Origin of the sequence: Halomonas daqiaonensis (assembly GCF_900109725.1) — a bacterium.
Lineage (GTDB): Bacteria > Pseudomonadota > Gammaproteobacteria > Pseudomonadales > Halomonadaceae > Halomonas > Halomonas daqiaonensis.
On sequence record NZ_FOBC01000005.1, the window covers coordinates 97457 to 121542 of the forward strand.

A 24086-nucleotide genomic window follows, 5' to 3' on the forward strand; every position below is an offset into this window, starting at 1 on the left:
CCGGAATCACCGCCGCCAGTGCCACCGCCGGAATCACCGCCACCAGTGCCACCGCCGGAATCACCGCCGCCAGTGCCACCGCTCGAAGGATCATTGACACCGGCTACCAGTCCACCACCCCCGCCATTACCGAAATCCTCAGTCACCTCCTCGCTTTCACCTGCTGCGGGCGGACAAAGCAGAACAAATTTCTCCAGACTGATGCGGGTAGCCAACCAGTCATTCACCAGCCGCAACTCCTCCGTGTTCAAGACGGCCCCATTATTCATCAAATCATCGAACATCATCGCCATCTCATCATCTTCGCTAAATGGCTCGTCACAGATAGACGCTCGCGACTTCGACTGTCCCCAAGCCGTTGACGAAACCAAGGCTGCGATGGCAACCCCCAAAGCAAGTTTCTTGAAATTTTTCATCCCCCCCCCCTTTGCCCAGTCCTTCCTCACCGGGTCTACAGCCACGTCAGCCACAACCAAACATTTTGTTACATTTCGCTACCAAGCATAGCAATACTCTTAAACCCTCACCATGGAATAAAAGAATGAAACGGAGTATGAGAAAAAATAGTGCTTCGCAGATCGGCGTGAAACAGGCAAAGATTGAGTCGGGGCGGGATAGAGAAACGGCGATAAATCCTAGCAAGTTGGTATTCGGCAAAACGACAGACGACAGACTACGGACACCGTCGTTGCCATGTTTGCCACCCCGATCTGCCTGTTCTGGAAAGGTTTCACCTTTAGCCATCAAAAGTTCTTGGATCCTTCAAACGCTAAGGCTTCAGCTGAAGCCCGATGACCAGATTCTTCCTGTCAGCAGCGGCTGTGGATAATGCCTATTTCCTGATGCAGGATGTATATCGGCTGGCTGCCGGAGCGCTCGACGTGCGCCAGTAGGTCGAGCGCGTGTTCACGTTGCTGCCGATTCAGCATATCGCGGACCCGGTTGGCTTCCATTGGTATACCGTCAAGGCCATCGACAATCAGCGCCTGCAACCTGATCGGCCGGCACCGTACCCGACACCGTTGCTTCGATCTCGAGGTGAAGGCCCAGTGCCCCAACGCCGAAGTGGTCTACGAGCGCATCACTGTGGTGGACAAGTACGAACGCGAGTTGATGGACCGGGTCCGCGCGTCGATCATTCCAACCAGCTGTGCGACGACAAGGCCGCCCGCAAGGTGATCAAAGGCAGCCGCTGGCTGCTCTGCACAATGCCGACAACCTCAAACCTGATCAGGCTGTGATGCTGGAAGAACCGCTGGCTGCCAACACTTTGCTGACCACAAGGTAGCCGCTCAAGCACCAGTTCAAGACCTTGTGGCCTGCCGGCGACGAGGCAATCGCACGAAGCCCCGGCAGGAGCGGTTCGACATGAAAATCAGCAGCGGCATCGAAGACCTGAGATGTTTTGCCAAGCGGCTGACTTCCTATCGGGAGGAAATCTTGTCCAGTGCACGGCACCGCTGAAAAAAAGCGTGCTGGAAGGCATGAACAACCGCATCAAGGCCATCAAGTGGAAGGCTTACGGGCACCGTGACAGGGCGTACTTCTTCCTGAAGATCCGTGCCACAATTCCCAGAAAAGTGCGATGAAAAAAATCAGCCGTCGATGGGCAGGATAGCGATAATATGCTCCTCAAGTTCCTCCTCGGGGACCTCGCGCTGCGAGACGGCGAAGCTGCGCACGCTGATACCCTTTCGGTGCATACGATCCGGCCCACCGGCGATCAGCGGGTGCCAGGCGGCAAGCTTGCGCCCTTCCGCCACCCGCCGATAGGCGCAGGATTTCGGCAGCCAGCGGAAATCGTCGATGCGCTCGGGGGTCAGTTGCGTGCAGTCGGGCACCCTGGCAAAGCGATTGGCGTAGTCACTGCAGCGACAGCTGTGGATATCCAGCAGCTCGCAGGCGACGTTGAGTACCGCCAGGTCGCCGGATTCCTCGTCCTGGAACTTGAGCAGGCAGCACTGGCCGCAGCCGTCGCAGAGCGCCTCCCACTCCTCGTCGGTGAGCTCTTCCAGGTCGAAGCGTTCCCAGAACCGCTCTCTCATGGTCTCTCCTGTGCGACGGACACGACTCGGCGTCGGGCGCTATAAAAGCAAGTTTCGCGCGGCTCGGGCACGATACTAGTTTATCGCGCCCGACGCCGCGCGAGGCTAGTACCGTGCCTCGGTGGAGGTGCGATGGAGGTCCAGCAGGTAATCTTCCTTGGCCGGCGGCATCTGCAGGTAATAGCCCTTCTCACGGATAGCGGCCATGACGTCAGCGGCCTTGGCTCGCCCCAGCGATTTCTCGGGGGTGAGGATCAGGGTCATGGCCGGTAGCGGCTTGCCGAACCGCTCGAGCAGGGCCTCGGGGACCTCCTCGACGCCCTGCCGCTTGTCCACGTAGAGATACATCTGCTCCTTGCGCGAGCTCTTGAAGACCTCGCACAGCAGCTTGTCACCGCGCATGCGATCATCGCTCATCGAGACACCTCCTCGAGCGCCGCTGTCAGGCACGCATTCAGTCGGTCGCCACGCCAGCCCTCGGGCAGCGGCAGGGGCTGGCCCATGAGGTCGGCGCCAACCAATGCTTCCAGGTCACGGCGTTTCAGCAGCACCTCCGGCGCCACCCCGAGCGCCTCAGCCTCGGCATTGACCACTTTCTTCAGCGCCTTGAGTCGCTGCTTGAACTCGGGAGCCATCGGCGAGAGCGGTACCGGCGGTAGCTCGCTTTCGTCGACGTGCAACGCCTCGCGTACCAACCTGAGCAGCTCGTTACCCTCACGCTTGACCAGCGGCGGCTTGATGTCTTCTACCCGGCCCAGCTCGAAACGATTCTCCGGCAGTTGCTCGGCGATGGCGTAGAGCAACCGGTCAGGCACCAGCCAGCCGCGGGGCACATCGCGGCGCCTGGCCTCTCCCTCACGCCAGCGGGTCAGGCGTCGATAGGCCTCCACCTGACGCGGCGAGAAACGCCACAGCTGGCGATGACGAAGGTACCACTGGCCATCGGCAGCATCGCTGCGCGCCGACTGGGCGACCAGGTCGGCACAGTCCGCCTCGACCCAGGAGAGCCGACCCTGGCGCTCCAGGACCTCGCGCTGGTGTTGCCACACTTCCAGCAGATAGACCACGTCGAGGGCGGCATAGAGCCGCTGGGTCTCGCTGAGTGGGCGCTTGAGCCAGTCGGAACGGGTCTCGTCCTTGGGCAGGGTCTCGCCGACCCAGTATTCCACCAGCTTCTGGTAACCCATGGACGGCACCTCGCCGAGCAGAGACTGAGCAATCTGGGTATCCACCAGCGGCGCGACCGGCACCCCGGCCCAGTGAGCGAAGACCTCCAGATCCTCGCTGGAAGCATGCAGCAGCTTGAGCGATCCCGCCGAGAGCAGACGTCGGAAGGTCTCGGTACAGGCCACTTCCAGCGGATCCACGAGGTAGGCGGGGCCGCCCGCGGCAAACTGGATCAGCGCCGGCACCGGATGAAAGGTGCTCTCGCGGAAGAACTCGGTGTCCAGGGCGATCACCTCGGCCGACGCCACCTCGGCACAGGCGGCATCCAGGGCCTCGGGCGTATCGATCCAGCGAATCTCGGGGGTTAGAGGCATGCAGGGTTCCAGCAGGGAAAGGGGCGTCACTCGCCCCGGAAGGGCAGTCGTCCATTGAAGGCGCGGCTCAGCGTGCCGCCGTCGACGTACTCAAGCTCACCGCCCATGGGGACACCATAGGCTAGCCGCGAGAGCCTAACGCCCAGGGAAGAGAGCTGGGCGGCTATGTAGTGGGCGGTCGCCTCGCCCTCCACGGTCGGGTTGGTGGCAAGCACCACCTCCTCCACGGCGCCCTCGGCGACGCGTTCCTCGAGCTGGTCGAGGCCGATGTCCTCGGGGCCGATACCGTCCAGCGGCGAGAGGTGGCCATGCAACACGAAGTAGCGACCACGGTAGCCACCGGCCTCCTCGATGGCGAGCTGGTCGGCAGGGGATTCCACCACACAGAGAAGATCATCATCGCGACGCGCACTCATGCAGATGCTGCAGACGTCTTCCTCGGTGAGCGTACGGCAGCGTCGACAATAGCCGACTCGCTCCAGCGCCACATCTAGCGCCTCCACCAGGCGCCGGCCGCCGTCGCGATCACGCTCGAGCAGGTGCATGGCCATGCGCTGGGCCGTCTTGGGCCCGACACCCGGTAGCACGCGCAGCGAATCCATCAGTCTCTCGACCAGCGGGGAAAAGCTCATCGGTGGTCCATCTCGGAGTCGCTCAGAAGGGCATCTTGAAGCCGGGCGGCAGATCGAGACCGGCGGTGGCCTCCTCCATCTTGGCCTTGGAACTGGCCTCGACCTTGCGCACGGCGTCGTTCACGGCCGCGCCCAACAGGTCTTCGAGCAGTTCCTTGTCCTCTTCCATGACGGTGGGGTCGATATCGACCTTGCTCACGTCATGGCGTCCGTTCATGGTCACCTTGACCATGCCGGCTCCTGCCTCGCCCTGGACCTCGGTCTTGGCGACTTCTTCCTGGGCGCGCTGCACCTTTTCCTGCATTTCCTGGGCCTGTTTCATCAGGTTACCCATTCCACCCTTCATCATGGCGGATTCCTCTCGTGGTTGGTGATCGACGGTAGTGGCGTGGCTCAACCGCGCGCCTCTGTATCGGTAGGCTTGACCGTGGATTCGATCAGGCGCGCACCGAAGGCCTGCTGCAGTTTCTGTACATGGGGGTCACGGTTCAAGGCTTCAATTGCCTCGGTATGCCGCTGGGCGGCCAGGCGGTCAGTCTGCTGCTTGGGGGTTTCCACCTCCGCCGGCAACGCTCCCGGTGCCAGCACCAGGCGGCGCTCGATTCCGATGGCCGCCAGCGCCTCGCGAATGCGTGTCACATGGACCTCGGCCTGCATCGCTTCCTGGGACGGGTCGAGACGCAGCGTCAGCTGCTCGCCGTCGTCGGCCTCGACTACACAGTGGGCCGCCAGATTACGGGTCAGCCCACCCAGCCCCAGCGAATCGAAACAGGCCAGCCAGTCGGCGTGGCCAAAGTGGCCTTCCAAGGGGGCCGGGGAAGAAGCCGAAGGGTCGGGAGCCTGTGCCTCTGAGGTCGTCGATGACGCTACTGCCTGCGCCTCCGGCGTCGCGGGTTCCGATTGGGCCTCTACCTCTTCTCCTTCCTGTCCTTCCTGAGCGATCCAGGGGGGAGTCTCTTCGTCCGGCGGCAGGGCCGGTGCAGCCTTCTCGGTTGGCTCGTGATCGACAGGCGGGGAAGTGGCCGGCGGAGCCTCCTCGGCGAACCTGCGTTCCTCGGTAGAGGCCTGAGCGGGCCGGGATGAGGAGTTCGCCTCGGGAACCGACCCGCCTTGTGCTGGCGTTTCATCAGCCGGCGCCGCACCACCGGCAGCACCCTGGCTGCGCAGGGGCAGCGGCGTCTGCGCGGGGCGGGGCGCGCCTTGAGGGCGAAAGGCCAGCATGCGCAGCAGGGTCATCTCCAGGGCGGTGCGCAGGTCCGGAGCATGCTCCATGTCGCCACGACCCTGGATACCGATCTGGTAGTAGAGCTGGATGTCCTCGGCGGTGAAGCGCGCAGCCAACGCGAGCAGCGCCTCGCGATCGCCGTGGCCGTTATCCACGGCATCGGGCACCATCTGGGCGATAGCCAGGCGGTGCAGCACACCGCTGATGTCGTCGAGCACCGCGGCGAAGTCCGGTCCATGCTCGGCCAGGGTGGCCACCTCGGCAAGCAGCCGGGGGGCATCCACCTCGGCCAGCGCCTCGGCCAGCGCCAGGACATGACGATGGTCGAGGGTACCGAGCATCGCCGCCACGTCGGCATGATGCACCTCGCCCTGACCGAAGGCGATCGCCTGGTCGGTGAGGCTCATGGCATCGCGCATGGAGCCCTCGGCGGCCTTGCCCAGCAGCCAAAGGGCACTCTCCTCGAAGGGCACCCCCTCAGCCTCGAGCACCTTGGCCAGGTGGCCGACGATACGCTCGGGCGGCATGTGCTTGAGGGTGAACTGCAGGCAGCGAGAGAGGACTGTAGGTGGCAGTTTCTGCGGGTCGGTGGTCGCCAGCAGGAACTTCACATGGGGTGGCGGCTCTTCCAGGGTCTTTAGCAGGGCATTGAAGCTGCTGGTGGAGAGCATGTGCACCTCGTCGATGAGGTACACCTTGTAGCGCCCCTGGGTGGGCGCGTATTGGACATTGTCGAGCAGCTCGCGGGTATCTTCCACCTTGGTGCGCGAGGCAGCATCGACCTCGATCAGGTCGACGAAGCGCCCCTCGTCGATGGAGCGGCAGCTGTCGCACTTACCGCAAGGCGTCGAGGTCACGCCTTCGTCGCCCTGGCCGTTCGCCGTGCAGTTCAGGCATTTGGCCAGGATACGCGCCAGGGTGGTCTTGCCCACCCCACGGGTCCCGGTAAACAGGTAGGCGTGGTGCAGCCGCCCCTGGTCCAGGGCATTGACCAACGCGCGCTGGACATGCTCCTGGCCGACCAGTTCATGGAAGGTACGCGGTCGCCACTTGCGGGCCAGAACCTGATAGCTCATGCAGCGCGGGATCCTTACGGTAAAGCGAACAGCAGCAACCGGGCCCGATGCCCGACTTCAACCGATCATTCTAGCGACCGGGGCGCCCCGCGGGAAGCGACGCCCGGCTCAAGCCCCCAGCGCCTGGCGTTCGATTTCCTGCCTCAGGCTCTCGTCGAGGCCCAGCGCGCCACCCAACTGGTCGAGCCAGGCCCGCTCCATCGGGTTCTGGTCATCGACTACCGCCACGCTGATCAGATACATCTCGCGGGCGGCCTGGGGAGAGTCCGCTTGACGGGCCAGCGCCTCGGCATCCAGCGGCGCCTCGAGCTGGCGCTGCACCCAGTCGTGCAGCTCGGCATCCGCGCCCAGGTCGTCGATCTGCTCGCTGATCAGGGCTCGTTCGCGATCATCGATGTGTCCATCTGCCCGCGCCGCCATGATCACCGCCTGGAGCAGCTCCAGACTACGCTGCTCCTGCGCCTTGCCTTCCAGCTGCTCCATGGCCTGGCCCTCCCGTGCGATATCGGCCTGGTCGCCGCTGCGGGAGTTCTGCCAGGCCTTCCAGGCCAGCGCACCCACGCCGGCAATGGCGCCATACTTAAGGGCCTTGCCGCCCAGCTTGCGGCCACGCTTCGAACCGACCAGCAGCCCCAAGGCGCCGCCGCCGAGCAGGCTCTTCACATCGACACCGCTCCCTTTCCCTTTTCCGGTTTCTCGGCCGCTGCCGCCGAACTGCGAGGAGAGGCTATCGATCACCCCCTGAACATCCAGGCCGCCGCCCGACTGGCCGCTGCCCTGTCGGCTACTGCCGGCCTGCTTCATGATCTGGTCGAGAATACGACTCGCGTTCATGGTAGTTCGCTCCCGGTGACATCAATATCTCGTCAGGCGAGATTAGCACCCCGCGTCGCGAAGGAGGAACCAGATGAGCGCCGATGAACTTCGCGATGCACTATGCACCTTGATCGCTGGCTAAGCAGAAGAAGAATCGACCGACGAGTGACAAGCTGAGAACCAAGAGGGGCAGGTGGGATTGATGGTGCGGAAATGGAGGCGGCCCCGACAGCCACATCCCGGCACACGCGTCCACCACTACCGTTGCTCCCTTCCGGGCCTGGCGGGGTTTGCGGTCTAGCGTTGCGGGAGGACCGACGGGGCCACCACAGCAGGATGCCGAAGGCATCGCTCGCTCGACGTCGATTACAGCTATCATCGAGCGGGACGCACTATATCAATGCCCGACCCAGGCCACAAGAGCCGAGGCGCTCAGCCCGGCTGGCAGGCCCCAATGGGACCGCCCGCGGTCCCATTGGGGCCTGATCTGCTTCAGGGACGACAAAGCAGCATGTATGAAACGCCACGTGTTGAATGAGCGACTCAAGAACGTGGGAGAGCTTGATTTCTAAGCCTGATACAGGCGTCATGGAATGGTGAAAACCTGACGACAAGGAGTCGGCGTGACCACGCCTCGACATATGCAAGACGCCAGTACGCCGCCACTGGCCAGCAACAAGCTTGCTGGCCTGCTCGAGAAGCTCGACGAAGCAATCACCCTGCTGGCCGAGGCACCCGAGTTCGCCAAGCCGGCCAACCTGGCCAGGGTTTTCGATACCGCCCGACAGGTCATGTTGCAGGAAGGCGGCTGTCAGGCCATTGAGCAGCGGGCCCGGGTGCTCGAGGAGGCGGGGGTATTTCGCGGCTCCGACTGGGAGACCCCCCAATATCTGGTACCGTCCCTCACCACCCATGCGCTGAAGAGTCCCGATCCCAATCTGGTGGTGATCGAGTCGATCAGCGAGCTGCGCATCCTCGCCGTCGCCAAGGGAGAGTATCTCCATCCGTTGCTTTCCGAAGAGCAGGCCCACCATTACCTGACCCAGGTGATGGCGCTCAACCTCTGGCTACTGTTCGGCGCGCCCACCGAGGCCGAGCGGGAGACCCAGGGGCCTCTGGCGCAGATTCCCCGTCATCTGTTCCACCATCTGGCCGAGCGCATCGGTTATGAGCATGTCATCGACCGCCTGATCGACGAGATCTGGCGGATCCTGCAACAGCGGCCGATCCAGGTGGCCACGATCAAGCAGATGATCACCCAGATCGCCATCTGCCAGGCCAATCCGGAGATCGACCTGGGAACCAGCGGCCATGGCGCCGACCGCCTGGTCAGCTCCCTGTACGGCCCGACGCATGCGTGCCGCGAGGATCCTGGAATCGACATCTACCGCGAGCGCCTGTCGAGCATGGACAGCGGCGCCCTGCAGTACGAGGCCACCGGCTTCGCCCGGGCCATGCACGACACCAGCCTGGTCTCGCCCTATCACGCTGTCATGTTGCGCTACCTCCTCGATCACGGTGACCACTTGCTGGCCGAGGCCCTGGGACTGTCGTCAACCGGGCGAGACTGCCTGCTGTGTTATCGCGAACTGGTCCACGCCCTGATCCGCGGTGCGGTGTATCCGACCACGCCCCAGGCGGTCTACGGGCTGGCTCAGATGCTCGAGCGTGGCATCCTCTATCAGCCGCCGGTGGCCCCGGCCATGTGGCGCCAACTGGGACTGAGCCTGTCGGACTGGTCGGAGGCGCGGCTCAACCTGGCCTACGGTGACAGCACCTCGCCTCGCGCCCGGCTGCTGGAAGGAGTGCTGTGCATGCTCGGCCTGCCACTGGGCGTGGGACAAGGCAACAACCCCACCTGCCAGTCCGCCCGAGCACTTTCCATGTGGGCCTACAACGATCCAGACTATCTGCTGCAGATGGTGACCTGGGCGGCGCGTGACGACGAGATCATCATGCATTTCGAGGGTCAGCCGATCTCCTCGATGGAGAGCAGTGGCGGCGTGGCCCAGAATCTACCCATGGACCTCGACCCGGTATCGTTGATCGTGGTGCCGCATCTGGACCGCATCTACGCCGAGATGGGCCGGCGCTGCATCGACCGCGAGGGCGACCCCCACCGCTGGGTCAATCCGGAATTCCACGGCTGGTGGTCGGGACGCGGCTTTCGCATCAACGTCGATGTGGCCACCGGCCAGCTTCATGAGCTGGACGACTTCCTGCGCCACTTCTATGCCAGCTATCACCCCTACTACAACGGCAACCAGCCGCTGATTCACCCCCAGCCGGCCGGCATCGCCGTGACCGACAGCGCGGCCCGCTTCATCGGCTGGCATGCCATCACGATGCTGCGCGTCACTCTCGACCCCAGCGATACCATGCGGATCTACTTCTACAATCCCAACAACGACAGCGGCCAGGACTGGGGCGACGGCATCGAGGTGAGCACCTCGGGCAATGGGGAGCGCTTCGGCGAATCCTCGCTGCCCTTCGAGCAGTTCGCCTCGAGGCTCTACATCTTCCACTACGACCCGTTGGAACGGGGGGAGCTGGCCAGGATCAGCCAGGAAGAGCTCGACCGGGTGACCGGTTATATCCACCGCAGCTGGGGTGCCGACCGCGTTCCAGCCGAGGACCTGCAGGCCGATGCAGGGTTATAGGAAATCATGCCTCGCCTCGACCAGTTGCTCGTCATCCAGGGTCTGGCCCGCTCACGCACCCGCGCCCAGCGACTGATCCGCCATGGCAGGGTAAGGCTGGCCGATAGCAACACGCCATTGAAGAAGCCCGGCGAGAAACTCCCCGAGACGACGCCCCTTGAGGTGGACGAAGATCCCGAGGAGCGCTATGTGTCCCGGGCGGGGCTCAAGCTGGAGGCACTGATCGAGGCTCTGAGCCTGGATCTCACCGGCAAGCTAGTGCTCGACGTCGGCCAGTCCACCGGCGGCTTCACCGACTGTGCCCTGCACTTCGGCGCCCGCCACGTAATCGGCGTGGAAGTAGGCCATGACCAGCTCGACCCCGCACTGCGCGACGAGCTCCGCGTGACCTGCCTGGAAGGGCTCAATGCACGTGCCATGGCCGGCGAGCCCAGACTGCATGCGGCTTTCGATGCCCTGACGGCTACTGGCCCCGACCTCGTCGTGATGGATGTCTCTTTCATCTCCCAGACGCTGATCCTGCCCGACCTCGCCGCCCTGCTGCCGGCAGGCGGCAAGCTGCTGAGCCTGGTAAAGCCACAGTTCGAGATCGGCCCGGGCGGCGTCAACGCCCGCGGCCTGGTGACCGACACCAGCCGCTACACCGAGGTGGAAGCGCGATTGCGCCGCTGCTGCGCCGCGCTGGGTCTCGATATCCTGCACTGGCAACCGAGCCCCCTGCTAGGCGGTGACGGCAACCGGGAATTCCTGCTCCACGCCGTAAAACGCTGACGGCACTTCACCCCTTCGCTCAGCTTCTTCATGCCCGACACTTGGCACTAACGCCCGGCGTCACCCCCACCACCACCATCATCGAAGTCGCCTGGATCACCGACTGCGCCGGGCGAGGGATGCTCGGGGGGAATCACTGGGCCAGTGGAAACGCTCTGGACACGATTCGCCTCGCTGCCGGCACGATGCAGCCAGACGTCGAGCTGGTTGAAGGCGATATCGAGGTCGTGCTCGGCGAACAGCTCGCCGACCCGGCAGTTGATCTCGTCAGTAGCGAAGAGCCGGTCGCCGAGGCTATTGACGAAGATACGCAGCTCGAAATCCAGGGTGCTATCGCCGTAGCTCATGAAGAACACCTGGGGCTCGGGGTCGGCCAGCACTCGTGGGTTCTCGTCGGCGGCCTGATTCAGCAAGCGATGAACCAGACGATGATCCGAACCGTAGGCGACTCCGTAGCTGAGCACAACGCGGGTGATCGTGTCGGAGAGCGACCAGTTGATCAACTGGTCGGTGATGAAGGTCTTGTTGGGAATGATGATCTCCTTGCGGTCGAAGTCGATCACCGTCGTAGCACGGATACGGATCTTGCTCACCGTACCGGTGAGGTTACCCAGAGTGATGGTGTCGCCGATGCGCACCGGCCGCTCGAAGAGGATGATCAACCCCGAGACGAAGTTGGCGAAGATCTCTTGCAGGCCGAAGCCCAGACCGACACCCAGCGCCGCCACCAGCCACTGCAGCTTGCCCCAGGAGACACCGAGGGTTCCCAAAGCGGACACCACCCCCCCGCCAACGATCACATAGGCGAGCAGCGAGCTGATGGCATAGGCGCTGCCCTGCTTGAGTTCCAAGCGGGAGAGCACGCTCACCTCGAGCAGACCCGGCAGGTTTCGCGCCAGCATAAAGGTCAGCACCACCACCAGCAGCGCCGTGATGATGTCGGCCACCGAGAGCATGCTGGCAACCGTCTGCCCCTCCCCCGGCTCGGTCAGGGTGACCCGCTCCAGGTAGCTGAAGACGGAAAGCAGGTCGGCCCACACCAGGTAGAGCACCAGGATGAAGCCGATCAGCAGGAACAGTTTTGAGAGGCGCAGCGACTGCTGGTTGACCTGCTCCATGTCCAGGGGAGGCTCTTCGACTACCTCCAGGCCACCCTCAACGCTTTCCTGGGCACGGGCCCTGCGCCGCGCCAGGGCCCGGCGATAAGCGAGCCGCCGGGCCGCCAGGGCCAGGCCACGGATCACCGTGGCTTCCACCAGAATCCACAGCCCCAACAGGTAGAGGGTGATCACGAAACGGCCCAACAGGCTGAGTGCCGTGTACTCGTAGCCATAGATAATCAGCCCGGCTAGCGCCAGCGGCACCATGGCGATCACTAGGCCCAGCACCAACCGGAACAGCTTGACCCCAAAGAAGGGGATATGGGCCAGAATCAGTCTGGTCAGCACCAGGCTCATGGCCACAAGGCCACTCAGCAACAGGCCCAAGGCCACCGGCCGCTGGTTCAGCTCTATCGATACATCCCGGGCCAGCGGGCCAATCAACAGCACCGGCACCAGGGCCACCCCCAGCCACCGCAGCCAACGGCGCAGGGCCGCCGTATAGCGGGGAGGCCAGGAAAAGTGGCGAGTGGCCACCCCGCCCTGGAACAGCAGGTTACGCGCCCAGGCGATCACGGCCCAGGCCAGGGCCAAGTGCAGTAATGCATGCCCGAGGCCCCGCGCAACCCCCTCGAAACCCGCCACCAGCGCCAAGCCACCGGCCAGCAGGCAAAGTGGACCGAATAGCGCCAGCAGGGCATTGAGAGCCATGGCCAGGGGCGTGTGCTTCTGGGAGTCACGCTTGAGATGGCCGACCTCCTGGTGCAGGCGCGCCAGACGAGTGCGGATCTTGCGCCGAAAGACAACCAGCCCCATGGCCACCAGCAGCACCGGCAGGCCTAGCAGGGCCCTGGCATCCGGCAGCCGCCAGTTCACCGGCAGTGCGGCGCGCCACTCCCCCTCTCGCCACTCCTTGGTGAGGTTTTCCGGCAGCTTGCCCAGCCAGGCCAGCCCCAGAGGCCGGGTGTTGGCTATCCAGAAGAGCTGCTCATCGATGGTGGCACGCAGCTCCTGGCTGGTGGCCAGCAGCTGCTGCTGGTTGAGCTGCAGGTCGATGGCCGCGCTGAGGATCTCGCCGTAGACCTGTTCCAACTGATTCACCAACTCGCGACGGGCCTGGTAGACGTCGAGCAGCGAATCGATCAGGGCCGGCGAGGCCTCGGCGTCGGCCTCCTCGATCCGTTGGCGCGCCAGTTTCTCTCCCTCACGCAACTGGTCACGTCTTCGTCCGAGATCGAATTGCTTGAGCCGCAAGTCGGCGATCTCCTCCTGCAGGCCGCGCTGTACCCCTACCCGAGGCAGCGTCTGACGTTGCTCGCGCAGGATGCGTGCCAGGAGGATGCTGCCGCGAATGGCGTCGATCTGTTCGTTGAGGCTGCTCTGCAGCTGGCGTACCCGATCGAACTGGCGACGCACCTCAAGACCTTCCCGGACCAGGGTATTGGCCCGCTCGGTGGCGCGCAGCAGCTCCAGACTCAAGGCGTTGTTGACTTCCCGGGCCTGGCGCACCACCGGATGTCCGATGACACCCTCATCCACGTCGCCGACCACCTCGTCGATGGCCTGCTGAGACTCCTCACGGCGGCGCCGGTCGATGATAGCCTGAAGCATGGCTAGCCGAGCCTCCTGGCTGGCCACCTGGCGCTCGAGAAGTTCACGATATTCCTGGTCCAGCTCCCGCAGCAGGGTGTTGGTGGCCAGTTGACGTTCATGAAGTCGCAGGGTCTGCTCGGCCAGCTCACGTTCGATGCGCAGCTGCCAGCGCCGCGGGTCGTCTTCGGCCACCTGGCCATCGGCAAGCTCCTCCAGCCGACGTCGACTCTCCTCGGCTTTCTGCATGGCCTCGCCGATGGCCTGCTGGGCACGCTCCGGCAGGGTCTGGGCACTCAGCAATCGCGCCGAGACCTGGGCAAGGCGGTCCTGGAAACCCGACAAGGCCTCCTGGGCCTCCTGGCGGCGCTCCTCCAGGGCCTCGAGTGAGAGAGCCTCCAATTCATCGAAGGTCTCCTCCTGGCCCGTCCGCTCTAGCCGGCGTAGCTCCCGCTGCACGCGTTCGAGTTCCTCGGGCGCCTCCTGGACGCGCGTCTCGAGACGGGACAACTCCTCCCTGACCGCCGCCAGCCGCTGGATAGCCGCGAGCGCCGCATTCAGCGCATCGATATCACGCTTTGCCCCTTCGCTGGCCGTCTCGCCCTCCGCCGGCTGGCGCTCGGCCAGGCGCGACTCGATCTCCTCACCTGTGGGCAGGGCCTGTCGCGTGTCCTCCCGGGATACGACGTCCTGGGCCAGCGTCGGCGTGGCAATCACCAGCCACGCCAAACAGCACAGGAGGGTGAGCATCAAGGCACGCGGGAAGGCAGCGCTCAAGAAGCAGTGATGTTGATAGGCATTCAATGGGCGGCCTCGGTTATGATGGACCCGTGCATGATTCTCGACCCGCCGGGGCGGCATGGCAATGGCGCCCTGTTGGCTCGGTGGTAGAGTTGACTTGCCGCACCGGCGTGATAGAACCACCCTTCTGGCCTCCACCAGGTATCTGATCATGTTGTCTGTCCGATTTCCCCTGCTCGTCGCCGCCCTGACAGTGGCGGGTCTGAATGCAACTGCCATGGCCGCCGGGCCGTTGAGCGAAACCGAGCGCGCGGTCATCGAGGCCCGTCTCGCGGCCCTGCAGGAGGAGATGGGGGAGTTGCGCCGACAACTGGCCGACGGCGATGGCAAGCGCCCTCGAGCCACCACCCTGGTCGAGCGGACGACAGACCGGGGGCGCGATAAGGGGTTGAGCGAGCGACGCCAATTCGAACGCGAATCGGCTCAGAACCCCTACGCCATCACCACCCACCGGCGTAACTACTGGTTCCCGCTGAGCTACAACACCAATCCGAACGACGAGGCCTTTCAGAACATCACTAATCGCAGCGCACCGGACCGGGCGGAGATGAAGTTCCAGTTCAGCGCCAAGTTCAACCTGATGGAAGACCTGTTCGGCGACTACGGCGGCGACCTGCACTTCGCCTACACCCAGCGCAGCTGGTGGCAGGCCTTCAACACGGATGCCTCCTCACCCTTTCGCGAGACCAACTACGAGCCGGAAGTCTTCGTCGACTTCGAGAACAACATGTCGCTGCTTGGCTGGACCAACACCAATAATCGCCTGGCATTCAGCCATCAATCCAACGGCCGCTCCGACCCGCTGTCACGCAGTTGGAACCGGCTGTTTCTCGAGTCCACCATCGTCAACGACGACTGGGCCCTGACCCTGGCGCCTCATTGGCGCATCCCGGAGTCCTCGGAGGAGGACGACAATCCCGATATCCATAAGTACCTCGGCTATGGCGACATCACCCTGGCCCATCGTCTCAATGGTGACAATGAACTCAGCCTGATGCTGCGTGGCAATCCCAGCGACAGCCACCTGGGCAGCCAGGTGGATTACTCATGGCCCCTGTTCGGTAGCATCCGTGGCCATGTGCAGTACTATTACGGCTACGGTGAGAGCCTGATCGACTACGACCAGCGCAGCCACCGTCTGAGCCTGGGATTCAGCCTCAATCCGCTGTTTTCTGGCAGCAGCCTGGAGCCCTGACCCTGGCCCAGGCCAGGGTCGGGCACGTTGAACTCATTTCGCCGCCTGTTATGCTGTACCTGTCACTCATCGTCACAGGAAGACCCCGATGGCCAAACATGCCCCCCGCACCAGTGAATCGACCCAGCAGCTCAGGGAAGACCTGAACCAGCTCACCCAGACCATCGAGGAACTGGTCAACGCCACCGCCGATGATTCCCGCAGCAACATCAAGGAGCTGCGCGAGCGCGCCGAGAAGCGTCTGAAGGATACCCGGGAGCGACTCGAGACGCGCGGAGAACGCATCTACGACGAGGCCCGCGACAATGTCACCCAGCAGGCGGACGCCTGCGACCGCTATGTCCACGACAATCCCTGGACGAGCATCGGCATCGGTGCCGGCGTGGGTATCGTCATCGGCATGCTCATCGGACGCCGCTGATGTCGACGAGCCACGGACCGGCTCAGCGCCTGTTCGTTGCCGGCAAGCGGCTGCTCGGCAGCCTGCTTGCCATCGGCGAGACGCGCTTGCGCCTCGCCGTGCTCGAGCTCGAGGAGGAGCGCGCCCGGTTAATGGGCATGCTGCTGCTGGCCGGGTTGAGCCTCATCCTGCTGCTGTTGGGTCTCGGCGTTCTCACTACCCTGGTGATTGTCGCCTTCTGGGAGACCCATCGTCTGACCGCCATTGGAGTGAGTGCCTTGGTGCTGCTGGGCAGCGGTGGGCTGCTCTCCCTGAGGGTGCTGCAACTGGCCCGCCGTCGCACCCTGCTGACCGGCACCCTGAGCCATCTGGCCAGTGACCGTGAACTGGTGGAGACGTCACGTGAATCGCGCTGATCGTCAGGCCCGCAAGGCCGAGCTGGAACACGCCATCGAGCAGCAACGCGTAGACCTCCTGGTGGCTACCAGCCGCTGGCAATCGGCGGGCCGTTCCCTCGACCATGGATGGAACCTCTTGGTGCGTTTCAAGGTGCCGCTGCTGGTAGCCGGCGGAATGCTGCTTTATCACAGCGCGCGACGCCCCGGTGGCGTTGTGCGCCTGGCGGGCCGCCTGACCACTGGCGCATTGATCGTCAAGCGGGCACGCCGGCTGTTGCTATAGCGACTGCTGCTGCGCGCGCGGCCCCTTGCAGGGCTGAGCGGAACGCGGTAACGCAGTGTCGCGGGCCAGGCCGCTCACCGCTTGAAGGAGCCCAGCGATGTCTCTTGCCATCACCCTGCATGTCCTGGCCGCCGTGATCTGGGTCGGCGGAATGTTCTTCGCCTGGATGATCCTGAGGCCGGTGGCCGGGAGTTTACTGGAACCTCCTCAACGCCTGACGCTCTGGTATCACGTCTTCCAGCGCTTCTTCCCCTGGGTCTGGGCCGCCGTCGTCATACTGCTGGCGACGGGGCTATGGATGCTCTTCGGGGTCTTCGGTGGCATGGGCAGCAGCGGCTTCCATGTCCACCTGATGCTGGTAGCGGGGCTGGCGATGATGGCGATCTTCCTGCACATCTGGTTCGCCCCCTACCCGCGCCTGGGCCGAGCCGTGGCCAGCGAGGACTGGCCCGCGGGCGGCCAGCAACTGGGGCAGATCCGCCGGCTGATCGGTATCAACCTGATCCTCGGGCTGGCCACCGTGACCATCGCCTACGGAGGGCGCTTCTTTTGATCACGGTGAGCGTTGCGGCAAACTCATTGCCTAGGCCGGAGCCCCGCATCGCTTTGGGGAAGAACGTCTAGAACGAATTGCCGCAGGCCACGCCGGAGGCCCACGCCCACTGGAAGTTGTGGCCGCCGAGCTCACCGGTGACATCCAGCACTTCACCGATAAAGCGAAGCGGCGGTAGCTCCTGTACCGAAAAGTCCTTCGACGAAACGGCCCGGGTGTCCACCCCTCCCATCGTCACCTCAGCGGTTCGCCAGCCTTCCGTGCCGGCGGGCTTGAGCCGCCAGGCCTGGAGGGCCTCAGCCCAGGCCTGCAAGCGGGCGTTGTTGTACTCGGCGAGCAGCCCGTCGTCAGCATGCCACTCGACCAACGCCTGAGCCAGGCGCTTCGGCAGATGCTCCCCCAGCCAGGTGGAAAGCCGCCGCTTCGGTGTCTCACATCGGGCACGACAGAGCGCCTCGAAGGCCTCCAGCCCTGGCAGCAGGTCAATGGAAAGCGTATCCCCGGGCTCCCAGACACTGGAAATCTGCAGCATGGCAGGCCCCGAAAGTCCGCGATGGGTGAAGAGCATCGGCTCGCGGTAGCGTCTCCCGCGACAACTCACTGCTACTTCGCAGCTGACACCGGCCAGCTCCTCGGCCCGTGCCTTCCACTGCGACGTCAGGATGAAGGGCACCAGGGCGGCTCGAGTCTCGGTGACCGCCAGCCCGAACTGGCGGGCAATGTCATAGCCGAAGCCACTGGCGCCCATGGTGGGAATCGACAGCCCACCTGTTGCCACCACCAAGGCCCCGCAGTCGATGGCCCCCAATGAGGTCGCCAACCGCATGCCCTCCCCTCTCCGTTCGACGCCCTCCACGGCGGTCTTAAGGCGAACGTCCACTCCCGCCCAGTCACACTCGGTAAGCAGCACCCGGAGGATCTCCTTCGAGGAATCGGCACAGAACAGCTGCCCCGGCGTTTTCTCCACATACGCCACGCCATGGCGCTCCAGCAGCTCGACGAAATGCTCGGGGCGGTAGCGCTTGAGCGCCGAGATGCAGAAGGAGGGATTCTGCGAGGCGAAATTCGCCGGCCCCGAGGCCAGATGGGTGAAGTTGCAGCGTCCCCCACCGGACATCAGGATCTTCTTGCCCGCCTTGTTGGCATGGTCGACCACCAGCACCCGCCTGCCGGCGTAGCCGGCGGTCAGTGCGCACATCAGCCCCGCCGCACCGGCACCGATCACCACCACATCGTATGTCACCCTGCTGCCCTCCTGACCATTCATCGTTGCCAACGGCGAGGCGCGCATTCTAGCAGCCGGACATCAATGCGCCGAGAGTGGTCAATCATGTACAAGTCTTGTACATTATGAAAACCAGCAACTCATGCATGGTTGTTGTGAATTGTTGTCACACTTTCAGGATACGGCCCGGTTAGGCTGTACAGGGCGCCCGCAGCATCACCAGCGTCTCTTTCGCACCGCTCACGCTCATCGACTAGATTCGCGCTCATGCCTATACGCCTCGCCTCACGCTCACTGCCTCTGCTGCTCGGCCTGTTACTGGCCTTGCCAACGTCGCTACACGCCCAGCAGCCCACTGCAGTGATTGCCGCCGAGGCGAGCCTCGAATCCTGGTACGACCCGCTGGAGGCCCTGGGCACCCTACGCGCCGACGAGAGCGTGACGCTCTCGGCCACCGTCACCGACACCATTGCCGAGCTGAATTTCCACGACGGTGAAAGCGTCGAGGCCGGCCAACTGCTGGTGCGCCTCTCCGACAATGAGGCCCAGGCCGACCTGCGGGCCGCCCAGGCACTGCGCGATGAGCGGCGCAATACCGTGAACCGCCTGGCCCAGTTGCAGAGTCGCAATCTGGCACCGCGCGGCGACCTGGAGGACGCCCAGGCCCAGCTTCGCCAGGCAGAGGCCGAGATCCAGGCGCTGGAGGCACGCCTCTCCGATTACCGCATTCATGCCCCCTTCGCCGGCCAGGTGGGCTTTCGGGACGTCAGCGTCGGGGCTCTCGTCTCCCCGGGCACGGAACTGGTCACCCTCGACAAGCTCGACGTGATGAAACTCGACTTCACGCTGCCCGAGCTGGCGCTGGGCCAGCTCGAGCCGGGCCTGCCGCTCACCGCTACCAGTGCCGCCTACCCGGACACCCGCTTTGAGGGTGAAATCGACAGCATCGGCACCCGTGTCGACCCGGTCACGCGCAGCGTCACGGTGCGCGCCCTGCTCGACAATACCGAGGACCGACTGCGGCCCGGCATGCTGATCAGCGTGGTGGTCAACCGCGCCCCGCGTCAGACGCTGGTGATCCCCGAAGCAGCGCTGATCCCCGAAGGGCACCGCCAGTTCGTGCTGACCCTGGACCCCGCCGATGAGCATCGCGTCACCAGGCGCGAGATACGGATCGGTGCTCGCCGCGAGGGGGAGGTGGAGGTGCTCGACGGGCTGAACGAAGGCCAGCTGGTGGTGGCCCACGGCACCGAGCGGGTGCGCGACGGCCAGCCGACTCGCCTGCTGGGCATCCTCGACGAGACCACCAGCGTGCCCGAACTGTTGCGTCGCGGTCGTGACGAGGCAGAGGCCAGCGGCTGATGCGCCTCTCCGATATCTCCGTCCAGCGGCCGGTGCTGGCCACGGTTCTGGCCGCGCTGATCGTGGCCTTCGGCCTGCTCGCGCTGCAACGCCTGCCGCTGCAGGAATATCCCTCCATCGACCCGCCCATCGTCAGCATCGATACCCGCTATCCGGGTGCCTCAGCCAGTGTGGTCGAGACCCGCATCACCCAGGTACTCGAGGATCGCGTCGCCGGCATCTCCGGCATCGAGGTGATCTCCTCCTCCAGCCAGGACGGACGCTCCAGCATCACCGTGGAGTTCGGCCTCGATCAGGACATCGATTCCGCGGCCAACGATATCCGCGACCGCATCTCCGACGCGGCCGGCAACCTGCCCGATGAGGCCGACCCGCCGGAGGTCGAGAAGGCCGACTCCAGCTCGGAGGTGGTGATCTGGCTGTCGCTGACCGGCGAGGGCTACACCATGGCCGAGCTCACCGACTACGCCAACCGCTACCTGGTAGATCGCTTCTCGATCCAGCCCGGCGTGTCGCGGGTCATCATCGGCGGTGGCCGCGAATATGCCATGCGTGTGTGGCTCGACGCCGATGCCTTGGCGGCTCGTGAACTCACCGCCGGCGATGTGGAGGATACCCTGCGTGCCGAGAACGTCGAGCTGCCGGGGGGCTCCATCGAATCCGATTCGCGCCAGCTCATCGTCCGCCTGCCACGTGGTTTCGCCACGCCGGACGACTTCAGGCGCCTGGTGCTCGATGAGGGTGATGACGGTTACCTGGTGCGCCTGGGCGACGTGGCCCGGGTGGAGATCGGGGCAGTGGAGGAACGCACCATCTTCCGCGGCAACGGTACCCCCATGGTGGGGCTGGGCATGGTCAAGCAGTCCACCGCCAACGTGCTGGAGATCTCCAAGGAAGTACAGGCCGAGATGGAGCGCCAGCAACCGGGGCTACCCGAGGGCATGACCCTGTCGCTCAACTTCGACTCGTCGGTATTCGTGGAGGGCGCCATCTCCCAGGTAGTGCAGACCCTGTTCATCGCCATGGGCCTGGTGGTGGTGGCGATCTTCCTGTTCCTCGGCAACCTGCGCACCACCCTGATTCCCGCGGTCACGGTGCCCATCGCCCTGATTGGCGCCTTCGCTGCCCTGGCGGTGATGGGCTTCACCATCAATCTGCTGACCCTGCTCGCCCTGGTGCTGGCCATCGGGCTAATCGTCGACGATGCCATCGTGGTGCTCGAGAACATCCACCGGCGCATGCACGACCACGGAGAGACACCCCTGGTCGCTGCCTTCCGCGGCACCCGCCAGATCGCCTTCGCCGTCATCGCCACCACCCTGGTGCTGATTGCTGTGTTCGTGCCGCTGAGCTTCCTGCAGGGCGATATCGGCCGGCTGTTCTCGGAGTTCGCCCTGACGCTCGCCGCCGCGGTAGCCATCTCCAGCCTGCTGGCGCTGACCCTGACGCCGATGATGGCCTCCAAGATCCTCAAGGCCGGCATGCACGAGGGCCGGCTGGCCAGGGCCGTGCAATGGGCCCTTGAGCACTCGCGCTGCATCTACCGCAGCCTGCTGGAGCGAGTGCTCAAGCTGCGCCTGCTGGTCCTGGCGCTGTTCCTCGGCATCATCGCCGGCATGGTATGGCTAAACACCCAGTTGCCCAACGAATACACCCCCCAGGAGGATCGCGGCAACTTCTGGGTGCTGGTCAACGGCCCACCCGGCGCCACCTACAACTATATGCTCGACTACATGGACGAGATCGAGGCCCGGCTGCTGCCGATGGTCGAGACCGGTGAGGTCGAGCGCGTGGTGGTTCGCGCCCCGCGCGGCTGGGGCAACATCGAGAACTTCAACAGCGGTTTCGTGATCGTCAACCTGGCCGATTGGGGAGAACGCCGATCGGCCTGGGCTATCATGGACGAGATTCGCGATAAGCTCGCCGACCTGCCCGGTGTGCGTGCCTTCCCGGTGATGCGCCAGGGCTTCGGCTCGAGCGTCGAGAAGCCGGTACAATTCGTACTTGGTGGGGGCACCTACGAGCAGCTGGCCGAGTGGCGCGACACCCTGATCGAGCACATCCGCGAGAACAACCCGCGCCTCACCGGGCTGGACAGCGACTACGAGGAAAACCAGCCCCAGTTGCAGGTTGATATCGACTACTCGCGTGCTGCCGCGCTGGGGGTCACCGTCACCGAGATCGGCCGCACCCTGGAGACCCTGCTGGGCGGGCGCATCGTGACCCGCTACGTGGACGACGGCGAAGAGTACGACGTGATTCTCGAGGGCGAGCCCGGCGCACGGCCGAGCCCCTCCTCGCTGGAGAGCCTGCGCGTGCGCTCACAGCGCAGTGGCGAGCTGATCCCGCTGGCCAATCTGGTGACGCTCAGCGACTTCGCCGGCCCCAGCACCCTGAACCGCTTCAACCGCCTGCGCGCCATCACCCTCTCAGCGGACCTGGCCGATGGCTATCCGCTGGGCGAAGCGCTGGCATACCTGGAGACGACGGTGGCCGAGGTCCTGCCGCCCGAGGCCCAGACCGACGTCAAGGGCGCCTCGCGGGACTACCAGGAGGCAAGCGGTGCAACCGGCTTCCTGCTGGGGTTGGGCATCCTGGTGGTCTTCCTGGTGCTGGCTGGTCAGTTCGAGAGCTTCGTTCACCCCTTCGTGATCATGCTCACCGTGCCCTTGGCCATCTGTGGGGCCCTGCTCGGGCTCTACCTCACCGGGCAGTCGCTGAACATCTACAGCCAGGTAGGGCTGGTGATGCTGGTGGGGCTCGCCGCCAAGAACGGCATCCTGATCGTGGAGTTCGCCAACCAGCTGCGCGACCAGGGGATGGCCTTCCACGAAGCCTTGGTGGAGGCCGCCGTGACGCGACTGCGTCCCATCGTGATGACCGCGGTGACCACCATGGCGGGCGCCGTGCCGCTGATCGTCTCCAGCGGTGCCGGGGCCGAGACCCGGCTGGTGATCGGCACCGTGATTCTCTGTGGCCTGGCCGCCGCCACCCTCTTCACCCTCTTCGTGGTCCCGGTAGCCTACGACCTGCTCGCGCAACGCACGGGCTCACCGGGCGACGTGGCTCGCCGCCTGGAGCGAGAGATGGACGAGACGCCCGCCGGCTACTGACCCAGTGCCCATCCACGCAGAAGGCCACCCCGCGGGGTGGCCTTCTACGTGGAGGTCGGGAAGAGGAATCAGCAGTCGCCGATACGCCGCCCCTCGATCTCCGTGACCATTTCCATCTCGCCCACCTGCGGCGACTGGACGAAGACCTCCACTCGGCCCTCGGTGGTCTCGCCGAGGAAATCCATGCTGCCGACGATATCGGCCTCGCCGCCCTCACCCTGGCAGGCCATGCGGTAGTCCAGGCCGTCCACCGTGACCTCGTGCTCGAGCAGTTCGCAGTCCTCTTCTTCCTCGATAAAGCTGAACTCCTCGTTCTCGATGTCGCCCTGGGCGATACATTCCTGATGGGTCTCGGTCTGGTCGGGGATCGGCATGTCTCCCTGAACGGACGTGGTGCTGGTGAACTCCCATTGGCCGGGTTCGATATTGGGGGATTGGGCAACAGCGGCCAGCGGCAACGCCAGCAGCAGGCCAGCAAGTAGGGGACGGAACAACATGGAGAGACTCTCTCTGGTGATGGGTGGTATGCCATGCCCTCGGCATGGAGCCCAGCATAGCCCAATCGACGCCCTCCCCCAATCCGGCACGGCGAACTCCCATTATGGAAGATCAATTCAATGAGCGATTGCCCCCGACGGGCCCCTGCAGTCGCGAAGGCATCGCGCAGCAAGCTGTGCTTCCACAAAAAAGCCGGCGAGCGCCGAGGGTGCCCAGGCTGTTCCGTTCCTCTCACAGCATCTGCGGCAGGAACTGGCTGCGCCGGTCGATGATCTCGCCGGCCACCATGAAGACACCGTCGCCGGTGTAGTGAAGGGTCTCGGGATAGGCAGGCGTCATCCGGGCCTGGGCCGCCACCACCTCCCAGATGAAGAAGCCATGGCGGTCAACGAGGCTGTCATCGACGAGTCGGCACTCGAAGTGGGCATGGCACTCCTCTACGCGTGGCACCTCCACGGCCGTCGACGGCGAGGCGGTCAGGCCGAAATGCTCGAACTTGTCGAGCCCGGTGCCACTGCTGTTGCCGATCCCGATCACCTCGTCGGTCAAGGCCGTCGTCGGCAGGTTGATGACGCAGGTTCCACTGCGGCGCACCAGCTCGGAGCTGTGATTGCCGGAGGAAATAACACAGCCGATCAGAGAGGGCGAGAAAGCCATCACGGTGTGCCAGCCCAAGGTCATGATATTGCGCTCACCATTCCAGGCAGATGAGACCAGAACGATGGGGCCAGGCTCGAGGTAGCGGCGCACCCGATCCAGCGGCACATCAACTTTCTCGACATCGTCATGCATTGGTTGCTCC

The 24086-nt window shown here is 64.5% G+C and carries 22 protein-coding genes and 1 other RNA gene; 10 read left to right on the forward strand and 13 right to left on the reverse strand.

Annotated elements, in window-relative coordinates:
- Positions 1 to 416: hypothetical protein (locus tag BMY30_RS17955; RefSeq protein ID WP_211607252.1), on the reverse strand; the 416-nt coding region annotated here is incomplete at its 3' end.
- Between the two features lie 984 nt (positions 417 to 1400).
- On the opposite strand from BMY30_RS17955, the gene BMY30_RS18455 reads away from it, so the two are divergent.
- Positions 1401 to 1589 carry a transposase gene (locus BMY30_RS18455; protein ID WP_139195479.1) on the forward strand — a complete coding sequence of 63 codons (189 nt, stop codon included), beginning with the start codon at positions 1401 to 1403 and terminating at the stop codon, positions 1587 to 1589.
- 6 nt (positions 1590 to 1595) lie between these two features.
- On the opposite strand, the gene BMY30_RS05410 is transcribed toward BMY30_RS18455, so the two are convergent.
- The 8 genes from BMY30_RS05410 to ffs form a co-directional block, all read right to left on the reverse strand.
- Positions 1596 to 2045 carry a YcgN family cysteine cluster protein gene (locus tag BMY30_RS05410; RefSeq protein WP_089711385.1) on the reverse strand — a complete coding sequence of 150 codons (450 nt, stop codon included), beginning with the start codon at positions 2043 to 2045 and terminating at the stop codon, positions 1596 to 1598.
- 105 nt (positions 2046 to 2150) lie between these two features.
- Positions 2151 to 2462, reverse strand: a complete 312-nt coding sequence (locus BMY30_RS05415) for a YcgL domain-containing protein (RefSeq protein WP_089711387.1) — start codon at positions 2460 to 2462, stop codon at positions 2151 to 2153.
- On the reverse strand, positions 2459 to 3586 hold the full coding sequence (rnd, locus tag BMY30_RS05420) for a ribonuclease D (RefSeq protein WP_089711388.1): 1128 nt from the start codon (positions 3584 to 3586) through the stop codon (positions 2459 to 2461). Before rnd ends, BMY30_RS05415 begins: the two co-directional genes overlap by 4 nt.
- Positions 3587 to 3612: 26 nt before the next feature.
- Positions 3613 to 4218 (reverse strand): recombination mediator RecR, encoded by a 606-nt coding sequence (gene recR, locus BMY30_RS05425; RefSeq protein WP_089711390.1) that lies wholly within the window; start codon positions 4216 to 4218, stop codon positions 3613 to 3615.
- Positions 4219 to 4240: 22 nt separating this feature from the next.
- The gene (locus tag BMY30_RS05430) at positions 4241 to 4567 is read right to left on the reverse strand and encodes a YbaB/EbfC family nucleoid-associated protein (RefSeq protein ID WP_089711392.1); all 327 of its coding nucleotides are present in this window, start codon (positions 4565 to 4567) and stop codon (positions 4241 to 4243) included.
- Between the two features lie 44 nt (positions 4568 to 4611).
- Positions 4612 to 6519 carry a DNA polymerase III subunit gamma/tau gene (gene dnaX / locus BMY30_RS05435; RefSeq protein ID WP_089711394.1) on the reverse strand — a complete coding sequence of 636 codons (1908 nt, stop codon included), beginning with the start codon at positions 6517 to 6519 and terminating at the stop codon, positions 4612 to 4614.
- A gap of 108 nt (positions 6520 to 6627) precedes the next feature.
- Positions 6628 to 7353 (reverse strand): tellurite resistance TerB family protein, encoded by a 726-nt coding sequence (locus tag BMY30_RS05440; RefSeq protein ID WP_089711395.1) that lies wholly within the window; start codon positions 7351 to 7353, stop codon positions 6628 to 6630.
- Positions 7354 to 7558: 205 nt separating this feature from the next.
- Positions 7559 to 7655, reverse strand: an RNA gene (ffs, locus tag BMY30_RS05445) — signal recognition particle sRNA small type.
- Between the two features lie 321 nt (positions 7656 to 7976).
- On the opposite strand from ffs, the gene BMY30_RS05450 reads away from it, so the two are divergent.
- Together BMY30_RS05450 and BMY30_RS05455 are read left to right on the forward strand one after the other, a co-directional pair.
- Positions 7977 to 9995: a hypothetical protein gene (locus BMY30_RS05450; RefSeq protein ID WP_089711397.1), complete on the forward strand. Its 2019-nt coding sequence runs from the start codon at positions 7977 to 7979 to the stop codon at positions 9993 to 9995.
- Between the two features lie 6 nt (positions 9996 to 10001).
- Positions 10002 to 10766, forward strand: a complete 765-nt coding sequence (locus BMY30_RS05455) for a TlyA family RNA methyltransferase (RefSeq protein ID WP_089711400.1) — start codon at positions 10002 to 10004, stop codon at positions 10764 to 10766.
- A gap of 47 nt (positions 10767 to 10813) precedes the next feature.
- Here BMY30_RS05455 and mscK read toward each other — a convergent pair whose 3' ends face one another.
- On the reverse strand, positions 10814 to 14206 hold the full coding sequence (gene mscK / locus BMY30_RS05460) for a mechanosensitive channel MscK (protein WP_089711576.1): 3393 nt from the start codon (positions 14204 to 14206) through the stop codon (positions 10814 to 10816).
- A gap of 202 nt (positions 14207 to 14408) precedes the next feature.
- On the opposite strand from mscK, the gene BMY30_RS05465 reads away from it, so the two are divergent.
- The 5 genes from BMY30_RS05465 to BMY30_RS05485 all read left to right on the forward strand — a co-directional run bounded on the left by BMY30_RS05465 (position 14409) and on the right by BMY30_RS05485 (position 17086).
- The gene (locus tag BMY30_RS05465; RefSeq protein WP_089711402.1) at positions 14409 to 15452 is read left to right on the forward strand and encodes a phospholipase A; all 1044 of its coding nucleotides are present in this window, start codon (positions 14409 to 14411) and stop codon (positions 15450 to 15452) included.
- An 88-nt stretch (positions 15453 to 15540) separates the two neighbouring features.
- The gene (locus BMY30_RS05470; protein WP_089711404.1) at positions 15541 to 15873 is read left to right on the forward strand and encodes an ElaB/YgaM/YqjD family protein; all 333 of its coding nucleotides are present in this window, start codon (positions 15541 to 15543) and stop codon (positions 15871 to 15873) included.
- The gene (locus BMY30_RS05475; RefSeq protein ID WP_089711406.1) at positions 15873 to 16268 is read left to right on the forward strand and encodes a phage holin family protein; all 396 of its coding nucleotides are present in this window, start codon (positions 15873 to 15875) and stop codon (positions 16266 to 16268) included. Before BMY30_RS05470 ends, BMY30_RS05475 begins: the two co-directional genes overlap by 1 nt.
- Entirely contained in the window at positions 16255 to 16533 is a 279-nt protein-coding gene (locus tag BMY30_RS05480; RefSeq protein WP_170840078.1) for a YqjK family protein, read from the forward strand. The genes BMY30_RS05475 and BMY30_RS05480 overlap by 14 nt, the downstream gene beginning before the upstream one ends.
- A 97-nt stretch (positions 16534 to 16630) precedes the next feature.
- Positions 16631 to 17086: a CopD family protein gene (locus BMY30_RS05485; protein ID WP_089711411.1), complete on the forward strand. Its 456-nt coding sequence runs from the start codon at positions 16631 to 16633 to the stop codon at positions 17084 to 17086.
- 67 nt (positions 17087 to 17153) lie between these two features.
- On the opposite strand, the gene BMY30_RS05490 is transcribed toward BMY30_RS05485, so the two are convergent.
- Entirely contained in the window at positions 17154 to 18329 is a 1176-nt protein-coding gene (locus BMY30_RS05490; RefSeq protein WP_244516128.1) for a BaiN/RdsA family NAD(P)/FAD-dependent oxidoreductase, read from the reverse strand.
- 249 nt (positions 18330 to 18578) lie between these two features.
- Here BMY30_RS05490 and BMY30_RS05495 point away from each other — a divergent pair, with 249 nt between their 5' ends.
- Complete coding sequence (locus BMY30_RS05495) at positions 18579 to 19673, forward strand: efflux RND transporter periplasmic adaptor subunit (protein ID WP_089711415.1); 1095 nt, start codon at positions 18579 to 18581, stop codon at positions 19671 to 19673.
- Entirely contained in the window at positions 19673 to 22786 is a 3114-nt protein-coding gene (locus tag BMY30_RS05500) for an efflux RND transporter permease subunit (RefSeq protein ID WP_089711417.1), read from the forward strand. The genes BMY30_RS05495 and BMY30_RS05500 overlap by 1 nt, the downstream gene beginning before the upstream one ends.
- A 68-nt stretch (positions 22787 to 22854) precedes the next feature.
- Here the strand turns inward: BMY30_RS05500 and BMY30_RS05505 are convergent, their stop codons facing one another.
- Positions 22855 to 23283 carry a DUF3617 domain-containing protein gene (locus BMY30_RS05505; protein ID WP_089711419.1) on the reverse strand — a complete coding sequence of 143 codons (429 nt, stop codon included), beginning with the start codon at positions 23281 to 23283 and terminating at the stop codon, positions 22855 to 22857.
- A gap of 232 nt (positions 23284 to 23515) precedes the next feature.
- Positions 23516 to 24076, reverse strand: a complete 561-nt coding sequence (locus BMY30_RS05510) for a flavin reductase family protein (RefSeq protein ID WP_089711421.1) — start codon at positions 24074 to 24076, stop codon at positions 23516 to 23518.
- Between the last annotated feature and the right edge of the window lie 10 nt (positions 24077 to 24086).